This is a genomic window from Pseudomonas sp. GL-RE-26 (assembly GCF_019956275.1).
Classification (GTDB): Bacteria; Pseudomonadota; Gammaproteobacteria; order Pseudomonadales; family Pseudomonadaceae; genus Aquipseudomonas; species Aquipseudomonas grandcourensis.
The window spans coordinates 47,479-60,021 of record NZ_JAHBDI010000033.1; the positions used below are offsets into that span (position 1 = coordinate 47,479).

The following is a 12,543-nucleotide window of genomic DNA, read 5'->3' on the forward strand; positions in this document are numbered from 1 at the left end:
TTTCTAGTTACATTGTGGGAGTCAGGAGTTCTTAAGTAATATAAGCGTGGGTCAGTAGCTGGCTCGCGTAAGGCAAGACAGAATGCCAACTGCAGCCATTATTTTTGGCGAGTAAATTTGTTGTGGCAGGGCACTTCTTTGGCTGCTGGGGTTGCCTCGGTGAGGCGGGTTAAAAAACTGGCAAATTAAACTACGAGACGCTGACATGAGCGTGAGTGTCGCGCAAAAATTATTTTTGTGTATCAGCCTTACTGGTTTCGGCGGGCTTCTAATTTTCCTTTGCGTATCGTTGCATTTGGCTTACGCCAAAATGGATGTAATGCTGGATCATTTGAAAAACTGCCCGGCTATTATGGTCCGGGCTCCTTTCAAGAACGGCGGAGCTTGGGGAAGGCTATTCGTACTTGGTGCAGTAATGGGCGTGATGACTATGCCAAATTTTTATCTCCGTGATGGCGGGGCCGATGCGAAAGATCTGGAAGCTTTTCCTGGAGGACTTAGGAAAAAACTAATAGTTTTGCATTGGGGCGGGGTTGCTTGTATTGCTCTATTGCTAGCGCTTTTTGCAGTTAACGCGCTTGGCTACATCCAGTAATGCCCGGGTTAAGTTGCAAGAAGCTCTATGGTGGATTGAAATCGCTACGAATTTTCTGGGCAAGGTCCTAGGACGTTTCCTTCAAAACGTAGCGGCTTTCATGAACTGGTGCCACGAGGGGTCTACCGATAGTCTTTGCCAGCCACTGACAACTCTGTGGCGGGGTGTAGGAACCTCTCAAGACCGTTAGAGCTACATTGGCGTCACTGCCTGGTTTGCGGCCGTTTTCATGCGGCCGTAAGATCAGTTGCGGCGGCTATGCGCGGGCACGCTTCGGCGTGGTCGAGTTTTGCTCTAAGGGTCTCGATATTCCTACCCCGTGCATAGCTGCCACCCTAGCCCGTAGGAAGGCTAATGGCAGGTCCATTTCTTCCTTAGAGCGTTAAAAATGAAATCAATACATCCCGATCCACCCTACGAAAAACCAATCCCCCATCCCGACAACCGCTTCATGGCATTGACCAGCAACTGCACCGATATGCCCACCCTGTTCGTCGATACCCATGCGCCACTCGACATCCTCACCGACGCCGCCAACTACCGAATTCGCGCAGTTACCCAAGTGCTTGAGAACCTGTCCATGCGCGGTTCGATTGAGTGCGAGTCCTTCATCCTCAGCGATTTTGCCTTGCTCTGCGCCATTTCGTTGCGCGATGGCTGTGATGTGCTGGATGTGGTTGGGCGACGGTTGCGGGCGCGGCCTTCGGCGTAGCGCAGAGGGCTTTTGTGGCGAGGGAGCTTGCTCCCGTTCAACTGCGTAGCAGTTGTAGAACAGGTGGAGTGCGGTGTGTCAGACCAGACCGGGGTTCAGGTTTTGGGGCCGCTTCGCAGCCCAGCGGGAGCAAGCTCCCTCGCCACAGGGGGTGGTTACGGCCGCTCAGCTGCCAACCCCTGACTTGCCGGCCGGTAAAAGGTAAACTTCCCGGCCTTCGCAGGAGCAACCATGAATTATCGTCACGCCTTCCATGCCGGCAATCACGCCGATGTGTTCAAACACCTGACCTTGACCCGCCTCATCGCCCTGATGTCGCGCAAGGAGCAGCCGTTTGCCTATCTCGACACTCACGCCGGCATCGGTCTGTATGACCTTCAGGGTGACCAGGCCAACCGTACCGGCGAGTACCTGGAAGGCATTGCGCGTTTGTGGGATCAGCCGGATCTGCCGATCCTGACCGCTGATTACATGCAAGTGCTGCACGAGATGAATCCGGATGGCCAGTTGCGCTATTACCCGGGGTCGCCGGAGTTGGCGCGACGCCTGACTCGCCCGCAGGACCGTGTGTTGCTCAACGAGAAGCATCCGGAAGACGGCGTGCTGCTCAAGGACAACATGGCCGGTGATCGCCGGGTCAAGGTGCACCTGGGTGAAGGCTGGCACGTGCCCCGGGCTTTGCTGCCGGTGCCGGAGAAGCGTGCGGTGATGTTGATCGATCCACCGTTCGAGAAGCTCGACGAGATGCAGCGCTGTGCCGCGTCGTTGAAGGAAGCGATTGGCCGGATGCGCCAGACTGTGGCGGCGATCTGGTACCCGGTGAAGGATCAGCGCGCGCTTCGCCGCTTCTATCAGGACCTGGCGGGTACCGGTGCGCCGAAGTTGTTGCGGGTGGAGTTGCTGGTGCATCCGCTGGATACGCCCAACAACCTGAACGGCTCCGGGCTGGCGATTGCCAATCCGCCGTGGGGGCTGGAGGAAGAGTTGCGTGAGCTGCTGCCATGGTTGTCTGAGAAGCTGGGGCAGACACAGGGTGGGTGGCGGATGGATTGGTTGATTGCTGAGAGTTGATCAGCAATCAACAACCTGTGGCGAGGGAGCTTGCTCCCGCTGGGGTGCGAAGCACCCCTAAAAACCGGTAACTGCATTCTTTCAGTAAGAACCGGTTCTCCGGTTTTGCGATTGCTGCGCAACCGAGCGGGAGCAAGCTCCCTCGCCACAGTTCAGGGTTAGTTGCCCGCCAGGCTCGGTGGCATGCACACGCCGGTACCGCCGATGCCGCAATAGCCTTCCGGGTTTTTCGCCAGGTACTGCTGGTGATACGTCTCGGCAAAGTAGACGGTCGGGGCCTGGTCGATTTCGGTGCTGATTTCACCGAGACCGGCCTTGGACAGCTCGGCCTGGTAGGTTTCCTTGCTCTTGAGCGCCGCGTCCAGTTGTTCCTGGCTGGTGGCGTAGATCGCCGAACGGTACTGGGTGCCGATGTCATTGCCCTGGCGCATGCCCTGCGTCGGGTTGTGCAGTTCCCAGAACATCGCCAGCAGTGCTTCGTAGCTGACCCTGGCCTTGTCATACACCACCAGCACTACTTCGGTGTGGCCGGTCAGGCCCGAGCAGACTTCTTCGTAGGTCGGGTTCGGGGTGAAACCGCCGGCGTAGCCGACCACGGTGCTGACCACGCCTTCGCGCTGCCAGAAGCGGCGTTCCGCACCCCAGAAGCAGCCGAGGCCGAAGATCGCGAAGTCGACGTCTTCGAAGAACGGGCCGAGCAACGGGGTGTCTTTAAACACAAAGTGCTTTTCAGGCAGGGTCATCGCGGTTTCGCGGCCGGGCAGAGCTTGTTCTTTAGTCGGGAGCACGTTTTTGTTCACCAGAATTTCCGAGCGCAGAACCATGATCAGTCCTCTCAGTCAGGATAATTAGACAGACAAGCAGTTTGCCCGAGAGTTGGATCGCTGTCAGGCGATTGGGCCACGGGGGTAGCGTTTGAGCTTGTCGATCAGCTCGTTGCCCGGGATCGGACGGTCGAACAGGTAGCCCTGGCCGACGTCGCAGCGGTGACGGCGCAGGAACGACAACTGCTCGGCGGTTTCGATGCCTTCAGCCACGACCTTGAGTTTCAGGTTGTGGGCCATGGCGATCACCGCGGAGGTGATTTCCATGTCGTCCTGGTTGTCCGGGATTTCGTGGATGAAGCTTCGATCGATCTTGATGATGTCGATGGGGAATTTTTTCAAGTAGCTGAGCGACGAGTAACCGGTGCCGAAGTCGTCCATGGCCAGGGTCAGGCCCAGACGCTTGAGCTGGTCGAGCTGCAAGTGGGTGTCTTCGGTGGCTTCCAGCAGCAGGCCTTCGGTCAGCTCCAGCTCCAGCAAATGAGCCGGCAGGGCTTCCTCCTTGAGGATGTTGGCAATGGAGGCCACCAGGTCAGGGTCGGAAAACTGCTTGGGTGACAGGTTGATCGCTACTTGCAGGTTGCCCAGGCCGGCGGCGGTCAGCGCTTTGCTCATGCGGCAGGCCTGGCGGGCGATCCATTTGCCGATCGGAATGATCAGCCCGGTTTCTTCGGCGACGCTGATGAACTGATCCGGGCGGATCATGCCCTTTTCCGGATGGTCCCAACGCAGCAGTGCTTCCATGCCCAGCAGGCGACCGCTACGCAGGCACAGCTTGGGCTGGTAGAACACGTCGAGTTCGTTCTGGGTCAGGGCGCGGCGCAGGTTGTTTTCGACGAACAGCTTGTAGCTGGCCTCGGCGTTCAGCGCTTCGGTGAACACTTGCACCTGGTGCTTGCCGTTGGCCTTGGCCTTGTGCAGCGCCAACCCGGCGTTGCGCATCAGGGTTTGCGGGTCGCGCCCGTGCAGCGGCGCGCAGGCCAGGCCAACGGAGCCGGTGACACTGATCAACTGGTTGTCGACGAACATCGGTTTGTCGAGGGTCGCCAGCAACTGGTTGGCCACTTGCTGGCCGACGGTGAGGTCGCTGTTGTCCAGCAACACGGCGAATTCGTTGCTGGCGAATCGCGCCAGGCTGCCGCTCGGGATCAGGCTGTTGCGCAGGCGTCGGGCCAGGCTGATCAGCAGTTTGTCGCCGGTCTGGTGGCCAAGGCTGTCGTTGATCCGCTTGAAGTTGTCGATGTCCACCAGCAGCAGGCTGATCGGCGCGTCGCTGTCCCGGGCGAAGCGTTCATCGAGGTTGCGGATGAACGCCGGGCGGTTGCCGAGGTTGGTCAGGTTGTCGGTGTAGGCCAAGCGCTCGATTCGCTGCTGAGCGAGCTTGGTCTGGGTGATGTCTTCGTAGATGCCGATGTAGTGGGTCAGCTCGCGGTTGTCGCCGTAAACCTTGGAGATCGACAACTGGCCCCAATAGGGTTCGAGGTTTTTCCGGCGGCTCTTGAACTCGCCCTGCCAACTGTTGCTCTTGGCCAGCGCCGAAGGCGCGTCGAACAGCAGTTCGCTGAGGTTCTCCAGGGCCGGTAGTTCTGACAGGCGCTGACCGTGCACTTCTTCGGTGGAATATTGGGTGATCGCGGTGAAGCTCGGGTTGACGTACTCCACCACGCCGTCGCAGTTGACCAGCAAAAACGCGTTGGCACTCTGTTCGACCGCCCGCTGGAACAGGTGCAGGGCGCTGGTGGCGGTTCGCCGGTTGTGGTTGCTGATGACCTGGGCAAACTGGTCCGCCAGTTCTCCGGCGAAGGCGATTTCATCCGACTGCCAGGCGCGGGTCGCCCCGGTCTGCTCCAGGCACAAAACGCCGACCACCTGGCCATCGACGCGGATACTGGCATCGAGCATTGCGTTGACGTCGCGCGGGCGCATGCTTTCGGCCATCTCCCGGGTACGCGGGTCGCGCATGGCGTTATGGGCGTCGATGGCGCGGCCGGTGTGCAAGGCGTCGAGGTAATCGGGGAAAACACTGACATCGATCGGCTGCGGCAGCAGGTATTCCTGCTTCGTGCGGTGATAGGCCGAGATCGGCACCAGCATCGAGCCTTCGAGGTGCCACAGGCTGGCACTGTCGATTTCGTAGATGTCGCAGGCGCTGCGGGTGATCAGCTCGGCGGCTTCGCGCAAGGAGTTGTTGCTGCTGTAGCGTTGACGGGTGAGCAGCAGGATCAGGTCCTGCTGGGCACGCACCCGCTCCAGGTGCAGCAGTTGCTCCTGCTGGGCCCGCTGATTGAGTTCCAGGGCGATTTGCAGGCGCGAATTCTGGGTTTCCAGATCCAGGGCCGGTTGCAGCGGGTCATCCTCGAACAGGCCGTCGATGACCAGCAGGTAGCCGCGCAACAGGTGTCGATTGTGTTGTTTGTAGGCTTCGCCCAGTTCAAGCAGAGTCAGGGAGCCAGCGGCGGTGTGCAGGGTGTAGCGGATCAGGTAGTGCGTGCTTTCAGTCAGTTGCTGCTGGATCGCGTCGTGCAGTTGATAGCGCGCTTGCGGCTCCATCAGGCTGGCGTAGGGCGAGCCCACCAGCGCGCACAGCTCAACGGCGGGCAGGCCGAACTGGCGTTCGCAATTGGGATCGAGAAACAGCAGTGCCCAGCTGGGTTCATTAAGCCGTTCGAAACGCAGCATGCCGAGCCGCGAGGGCACAGGCAACTGCGTCACTACCTCGGCCACCATACGGCTGGCGGCATCGGGTTGGCTTTTCATGGAGAGAACTCGCTTCGAATATGCTGAACGCGCTGGGCTCTCGCCCTCTTTACTGTTGCCTGCGGCAAGGTTGCATCATTGCGACACCGACTGACAAGAGAGATGAAGGCCAAGTGCTATAAGAATATGTCGGCAGACGACGGGATTTCTTCAGTCGGTGGCAGAAAGTATTGCTATTCGCCGAAAAATCGCAGTTTTGCAAGTATTGCCAATGACTGCGATCTGTTTCCGGGTCAGCGAATCTGGATGCCAACGGACTGCAGAGGCTTGCCCTCCCGGTCGTGGAAATTCACCTGAAGCTGCCCGGCATCGACGACCAGGTGGGCAAAGTTATCCTGGCTGATCACGTTGCTGGTCAGCTCATGTCGATAGTCGCCGGAGGCGGTGCGGACCAAGGGTTGATCGAGGACGAACGTGGAGGCTGTGGCATAGGGCAACATTCTGCTGTTGCACAGCGGTGACGAGACGATGGTGTGGACTTCGAAGTCCGCATCCTCGCTGTGGGTCAGGCGACTGGTCAGCGAGCCGTGGACATCGCCGGAAATGAACACGACGTTTTTGATGCTGTGTGTGCGAATGGTCTCCAGCAACCGTAGCCGTTGTTCGGGGAAGGCCTGCCAGGCGTCATCATCCGAGCGTTTTTGGTCAGGGTAGAACATGACACTGGTGACCACGAATTTGATCCGCGCCGGGCTGTGGATCAGCCAGTCGCACAAGGCCTGTTCCTGGGCTGCGTCGAGAATGCGTCGGTCAGTGGTCGACAGATTACGTCGGGTTCGACTGTCGGTAACAAACCATTCGATATCACCTTCAGTAAATTGATACCAATATTTGTCCAGTCGTTTATTTATCAGTCCATCACTGGTTAGTGCATGGGCTGGGCTATGGCTGGCCTGATACAACTCATAGGCCCTGATTGCGTTTGCATATAAGTAGTCATCGGACTTGCTCTTGTTGGCGGGCCAGTTGTCTTCTATTTCATGGTCGTCAAGGATCATGTAAGTGGGCAAACTGGACATTAACCTGGTGATATTTATCTGCGAAAACGCCACGCGATATTTATGCAGGATTTCCTTGAGCTCCCGATCCGGGGCAATGATGTTCAAATCATCGACGTAGATTTGGTCACCCGTCATCACCAGCGCACTGACGGGAGGACTGGCTTGCTCCACCAGGTGTGAAATTGAAGCGAAGATTCTGTCGCCCAAGTGAGGGGCGAATGCGATGCCTGCGGTCATGCGCAGGTATCGGCAAGAGCCGATAATGTAGGCCCTTGAAAGGCCGGCCTGGCTGGAGCGGGTATGCAGGTGATAAATCTGTCGTGGCCATCGCTGCGGCAGTTCTTTCACCGTGTCGACGGTGTGCGCCGGGCTCATCGGGCTGAACCACCCGGCCTGATATTCATAGTCGGAGTCGGCGGACAGGTTGTTTAGTGCAAAGACTTCGCACATGTCGTGCTCGGGTTCGAGTTTCGCAAAGTTGCCTTTTGACCAGTGATCTTCGCCTTGTCGTCTATAGCGAATGCCGGCAAATACCAAGGTGTTTTCATTGTGTTCGCCGCGCAAAAAAATACGTGCGTGATTAGTGGTGGTGTGACCAATAATCGGGCCGACAGTTGGTTTGAGCATGTTTGAGTCCATTCGGCTGCTAACGAATTAGGTAGATGATTGTTTCGGGTGTAATAAGTAGTCTTTCGGCCAAGGCTAGTTATTTGGCCCGAAAAAATATCTGGCAGAAATGGATTCGAGTTGTGGGCGATATCAGCCACAAATGTAGGAAGACGTTTTAAGTAAAAAATTCAGGCAAAAAAAAGCCCCGCCAAATTGGCGGGGTTGAGGTACGAGCGTGGCGCTCGGAAACGTGGAACGCAACAGGCCCTCCGGTGAAGGAGGGCCGGTCGGTGTTACAGGAGCATGGTGCGGATGTCGCCCAGCAGATCGCTCAGACGCTTGGTGAAGCGTGCAGCAGCGGCGCCGTTGATCACACGGTGATCGTAGGACAGCGACAGCGGCAGCATCAGTTTCGGCTGGAAGGCTTTGCCGTCCCAGACTGGCTGGATGGTTGCCTTGGAAACACCGAGGATCGCCACTTCCGGCGCGTTGACGATCGGCGTGAAGCCGGTGCCGCCAATGTGGCCGAGGCTGGAAATGGTGAAGCAGGCGCCTTGCATCTCGTCCGACGAGAGCTTCTTGGTCCGGGCTTTTTCAGCCAGGGAAGCAGCCTCGGCGGCCAGTTGCAGCAGGCTCTTCTGGTCGACGTTCTTGATGACCGGCACCAGCAGGCCATCCGGGGTGTCGACGGCGAAGCCGATGTTCACGTATTTCTTGCGGATGATTGCTTTGCCGCTTGGTGCCAGCGAGCTGTTGAAGTCCGGCAGTTCCTTGAGCAGGTGTGCGCAGGTCTTGAGCAGCAACGGCAGGATGGTCAGCTTGACGCCGGCCTTCTCTGCAACGGCTTTCTGGGCAACACGGAACGCTTCGAGCTCGGTGATATCCGCCGAGTCGAATTGCGTCACGTGCGGCACGTTCAGCCAGCTGCGATGCAGGTTGGCAGCGCCGACCTGCATCAGGCGGGTCATCGGCACTTCTTCGATTTCACCGAAGCGGCTGAAGTCCACGACCGGAATCGGCGGGATGCCCGCGCCACCGGTTGCGCCAGCAGCAGCGGCCGGTGCTTCCTTGGCCTTCTGCATCATGGCCTTGACGTAAACCTGCACGTCTTCCTTCAGGATGCGACCGTGCGGGCCGCTGGCGCCAACGGCGCTCAGCTCGACGCCGAATTCGCGGGCCAGTTGACGCACGGCTGGGCCGGCGTGAACTTTTGCACCAGGCTTGGCTGGAGCGGCAGCCGGGGCAGCAACAGGTGCGGCGGCGGCAGGTGCTGCAGCGGCTGGAGCAGGTGCGCTCGGTGCGGCAGCGGCAGCGGCAGGCGCTGTAGCAGCGGCCGGAGCGGCGCCTTTGACTTTCAGTTTCAGGATCAGGTCGCCGGTACCGACTTCGTCATCGAGCTTGATGGAAACGCTTTCCACCACGCCAGCGGCTGGCGATGGGATTTCCATGCTCGCCTTGTCGGATTCCAGGGTGATCAGAGACTGGTCGGCTGCAACGGTGTCGCCGGCCTTGACCAGGACTTCGATGATCTTGGCCTTGCCCGACGAACCGATGTCCGGAACGTGGATGTCCTGAACGCTGTCGGCCACTGGAGCAGCCGGTGCGGCAGCGGCAGGCGCTGGAGCAGCGGCGGCAGGTGCGGCCGCCTGAGCTGGAGCGGCAGCAGCCGGTGCAGCAGCACCTGCCACTTCCAGATCCAGGATCAGGTCGCCGGTGCCGACTTCGTCGTTGAGCTTGACGCTGATGGCCTTGACCACGCCAGCGGCAGGCGACGGGATTTCCATGCTCGCCTTGTCGGATTCCAGGGTGATCAGCGACTGATCAGCTGCGACGGTGTCGCCGACCTTGACCTGGATCTCGATGATCTGGGCCTTGCCCGACGAGCCGATGTCCGGCACGTGCACTTGCTGAACGCTGGCAGCAGCCGGCGCAGCAGGAGCCGGGGCGGCGGCAGGTGCTGCAGCCGGTTTGGCTTCAGCCTTGGCGGCTGGCGCAGCGGCAGCCGCAGGGGCCGCTTGCGCGGCACCTTCGACTTCCAGCTCCAGCAGTTCGTCGCCTTCTTTCAGACGATCGCCCAGCTTCACTTTCAGGCTCTTGATGATACCGGCCTTCGGCGCAGGCACTTCCATGCTCGCCTTGTCCGACTCAAGTGTCAGGATGCTCTGGTCGGCTTCGATACGGTCGCCGACCTTCACAAACAGTTCAATTACTTCACCTTCACCGCTGCCGATGTCAGGTACGCGAATGAGTTCGCTCACAGAATCTCTCCTCAGCAGTCCAGTGGGTTGCGTTTTTCCGGGTTGATACCGAACTTGGCGATGGCTTCAGCCACAACCTTAGGTTCGATGTCACCACGGTCAGCCAGTGCTTCCAGGGCTGCCAACACCACGAAATGACGGTCGACTTCGAAGAAATGACGCAGTTTCTTGCGGCTGTCGCTGCGGCCGAAACCGTCGGTGCCCAGGACTTTGAATTCCTTGGACGGTACCCACTGACGGATCTGCTCGGCGAACAGTTTCATGTAGTCGGTAGAGGCGATGACCGGACCTTTACGGCCGTTCAGGCACTCTTCGACGTAGCTCAGCTTAGGCTTCTGGCCAGGGTGCAGACGGTTGGTGCGCTCAACGGCCAGGCCGTCGCGACGCAGTTCGTTGAAGCTGGTAACGCTCCATACGTCGGCGCCGACGTTGAACTCTTCACGCAGGATCTTCGCTGCTTCACGGACTTCACGCAGGATGGTGCCGGAGCCCATCAGCTGAACGTGGTGCGCCGCTTCGCGGTTGTCTTCTTCGAGCAGGTACATGCCTTTCTTGATGCCTTCTTCGGCACCGGCCGGCATGGCTGGCTGCTGGTACGACTCGTTCATCACGGTGATGTAGTAGAAGACGTCCTGTTGCTCTTCGGTCATCTTCTTCATGCCGTCCTGAATGATCACCGCCAGCTCGTAGCCGTAGGTTGGATCGTAGGTGCGGCAGTTCGGGATGGTCGCGGCCAGCAGGTGGCTGTGACCGTCTTCGTGTTGCAGGCCTTCACCGTTCAGGGTGGTACGGCCGGCGGTGCCGCCGATCAGGAAGCCACGGGTGCGGCTGTCGCCAGCGGCCCATGCCAGGTCGCCGATACGCTGGAAGCCGAACATCGAGTAGAAGATGTAGAACGGCAGCATCGGCTGGTTGTGACTGGAGTACGAAGTACCGGCAGCGATGAAGGAGCTCATGGCGCCCGCTTCGTTGATGCCTTCTTCGAGGATCTGGCCCTTCTGGTCTTCCTTGTAGAACATCACCTGGTCTTTATCGACTGGCTCGTAGAGCTGGCCGACGGAGGAGTAGATGCCCAGCTGACGGAACATGCCTTCCATACCGAAGGTACGGGCTTCGTCCGGGATGATCGGCACGATGCGCGGGCCGATTTCCTTGTCCTTGACCAGTTGCGCGAGGATCCGCACGAAGGCCATGGTGGTGGAGATTTCGCGGTCGCCCGAGCCGTCCAGGATCGCCTTGAGGGTGTCCAGTGGCGGAGTCGGGATGTTGAAGCTCTTGGCGCGACGCTGAGGTACGAAGCCGCCCAGTGCGGTACGGCGCTCGCTCAGGTAACGGGCTTCGGCGCTGCCTTCTTCGGGTTTGAAGAATGGCAGGTTTTCCAGCTCGTCGTCCTTGACCGGGATGTCGAAGCGATCACGGAACAACTTCAGGCTGTCGACGTCGACTTTCTTGGTGTTGTGCGCAGTGTTCTTCGCTTCGCCGGCACCGGTGCCATAACCCTTGATGGTCTTGGCCAGGATGACGGTCGGTTGTTCTTTGTGGTTGACCGCTTCGTGGTACGCCGCGTAGACCTTATACGGGTCGTGGCCGCCACGGTTGAGCTTCCAGATCTCGTCGTCGGACAGGTCTTCGACCATCGCCTTGAGTTCAGGCGTGTTGAAGAAGTGCTCACGGACGAACGCGCCGTCTTTGGCTTTGTAGTTCTGGTACTCGCCGTCGATGACTTCGTCCATGCGACGTTGCAGGATACCGTGGGTGTCCTTGGCCAGCAGCGGGTCCCAGAAACGGCCCCAGATGACTTTGGTCACGTTCCACTGAGCACCGCGGAACACGCCTTCGAGTTCCTGGATGATCTTGCCGTTGCCGCGAACCGGGCCGTCGAGGCGCTGCAGGTTGCAGTTGATGACGAAGATCAGGTTGTCCAGCTTCTCGCGGCCGGCCAGGGAGATCGCGCCCAGGGATTCCGGCTCGTCGCACTCGCCATCGCCCAGGAAGCACCAGACTTTCTGCTTGCCGGCAGGAATGAAACCACGGTGTTCCAGGTACTTCATGAAACGTGCCTGGTAGATCGCCTGGATCGGGCCCAGACCCATGGATACGGTCGGGAACTGCCAGAAGTCAGGCATCAGCCAAGGGTGCGGGTAGGACGACAGGCCCTGGCCGTCGACTTCCTGGCGGAAGTTGTTCATCTGGTCTTCGGTGATGCGGCCTTCCATGAATGCGCGGGCGTAAACGCCTGGCGAGGTGTGGCCCTGGAAGTAGATCAGGTCGCCGCCGTGTTCTTCGGTCGGGGCCTGGAAGAAGTAGTTGAAGCCGATGTCATACAGGGTCGCACTGGAGGCGAAGCTGGAGATGTGACCGCCGAGGTCAGAATCCTTCAGGTTCGTACGCATTACCATGGCCATCGCGTTCCAGCGTACCAGCGAGCGAATGCGGCGTTCCATGAACAGGTCGCCAGGCATGCGTGCTTCGTGGGTTACCGGGATGGTGTTGCGGTAAGGCGTGGTGATGGCGTAAGGCAACTGCGAACCGCTGCGGGTCGCCAGTTCACCCATACGGGTCATCAGATAGTGAGCACGGTCTTCGCCTTCTTTGTCGAGAACCGATTCCAGGGCGTCCAGCCATTCCTGGGTTTCGACGGGATCGAGGTCTTGCATGGCTTGCTCCAGGGCGGAAAGGCTTCCAGAATCGGTTGCCTGAGTTTGCGACTGGCCTT

The 12,543-nt window shown here is 59.2% G+C and carries 8 protein-coding genes; 3 read left to right on the top strand and 5 right to left on the bottom strand.

Annotated elements, in window-relative coordinates:
- Positions 1 to 205 precede the first annotated feature (205 nt).
- The 3 genes from KGB07_RS19520 to KGB07_RS19530 all read left to right on the top strand — a co-directional run bounded on the left by KGB07_RS19520 (position 206) and on the right by KGB07_RS19530 (position 2,378).
- A complete protein-coding gene (locus tag KGB07_RS19520; RefSeq protein ID WP_046039722.1) occupies positions 206 to 595 on the top strand; it encodes a hypothetical protein in 390 nt (129 codons plus the stop codon).
- Between the two features lie 388 nt (positions 596 to 983).
- Positions 984 to 1,307 carry a hypothetical protein gene (locus KGB07_RS19525; RefSeq protein WP_223466309.1) on the top strand — a complete coding sequence of 108 codons (324 nt, stop codon included), beginning with the start codon at positions 984 to 986 and terminating at the stop codon, positions 1,305 to 1,307.
- A 231-nt stretch (positions 1,308 to 1,538) separates the two neighbouring features.
- On the top strand, positions 1,539 to 2,378 hold the full coding sequence (locus tag KGB07_RS19530) for a 23S rRNA (adenine(2030)-N(6))-methyltransferase RlmJ (protein ID WP_223466311.1): 840 nt from the start codon (positions 1,539 to 1,541) through the stop codon (positions 2,376 to 2,378).
- Between the two features lie 158 nt (positions 2,379 to 2,536).
- Here the strand turns inward: KGB07_RS19530 and msrA are convergent, their stop codons facing one another.
- The 5 genes from msrA to aceE all read right to left on the bottom strand — a co-directional run bounded on the left by msrA (position 2,537) and on the right by aceE (position 12,484).
- Positions 2,537 to 3,202 (bottom strand): peptide-methionine (S)-S-oxide reductase MsrA, encoded by a 666-nt coding sequence (gene msrA / locus KGB07_RS19535; RefSeq protein WP_046039728.1) that lies wholly within the window; start codon positions 3,200 to 3,202, stop codon positions 2,537 to 2,539.
- Between the two features lie 63 nt (positions 3,203 to 3,265).
- Positions 3,266 to 5,959, bottom strand: a complete 2,694-nt coding sequence (locus tag KGB07_RS19540) for a putative bifunctional diguanylate cyclase/phosphodiesterase (RefSeq protein ID WP_046039730.1) — start codon at positions 5,957 to 5,959, stop codon at positions 3,266 to 3,268.
- A 233-nt stretch (positions 5,960 to 6,192) separates the two neighbouring features.
- Entirely contained in the window at positions 6,193 to 7,587 is a 1,395-nt protein-coding gene (locus KGB07_RS19545; protein ID WP_223466312.1) for an alkaline phosphatase D family protein, read from the bottom strand.
- A gap of 275 nt (positions 7,588 to 7,862) precedes the next feature.
- The gene (gene aceF / locus KGB07_RS19550) at positions 7,863 to 9,827 is read right to left on the bottom strand and encodes a dihydrolipoyllysine-residue acetyltransferase (protein WP_223466313.1); all 1,965 of its coding nucleotides are present in this window, start codon (positions 9,825 to 9,827) and stop codon (positions 7,863 to 7,865) included.
- A gap of 11 nt (positions 9,828 to 9,838) precedes the next feature.
- Positions 9,839 to 12,484, bottom strand: a complete 2,646-nt coding sequence (aceE, locus tag KGB07_RS19555) for a pyruvate dehydrogenase (acetyl-transferring), homodimeric type (protein WP_223466314.1) — start codon at positions 12,482 to 12,484, stop codon at positions 9,839 to 9,841.
- Between the last annotated feature and the right edge of the window lie 59 nt (positions 12,485 to 12,543).

Coding starts and splice junctions, on each gene's coding strand:
- KGB07_RS19530 (WP_223466311.1), top strand. CDS start 1,539: ATGAATTATCGTCACGCCTTCCATGCCGGCAATCACGCCGATGTGTTC.
- KGB07_RS19520 (WP_046039722.1), top strand. CDS start 206: ATGAGCGTGAGTGTCGCGCAAAAATTATTTTTGTGTATCAGCCTTACT.
- msrA (WP_046039728.1), bottom strand. CDS start 3,202: ATGGTTCTGCGCTCGGAAATTCTGGTGAACAAAAACGTGCTCCCGACT.
- KGB07_RS19525 (WP_223466309.1), top strand. CDS start 984: ATGAAATCAATACATCCCGATCCACCCTACGAAAAACCAATCCCCCAT.
- KGB07_RS19540 (WP_046039730.1), bottom strand. CDS start 5,959: ATGAAAAGCCAACCCGATGCCGCCAGCCGTATGGTGGCCGAGGTAGTG.
- KGB07_RS19545 (WP_223466312.1), bottom strand. CDS start 7,587: ATGCTCAAACCAACTGTCGGCCCGATTATTGGTCACACCACCACTAAT.
- aceE (WP_223466314.1), bottom strand. CDS start 12,484: ATGCAAGACCTCGATCCCGTCGAAACCCAGGAATGGCTGGACGCCCTG.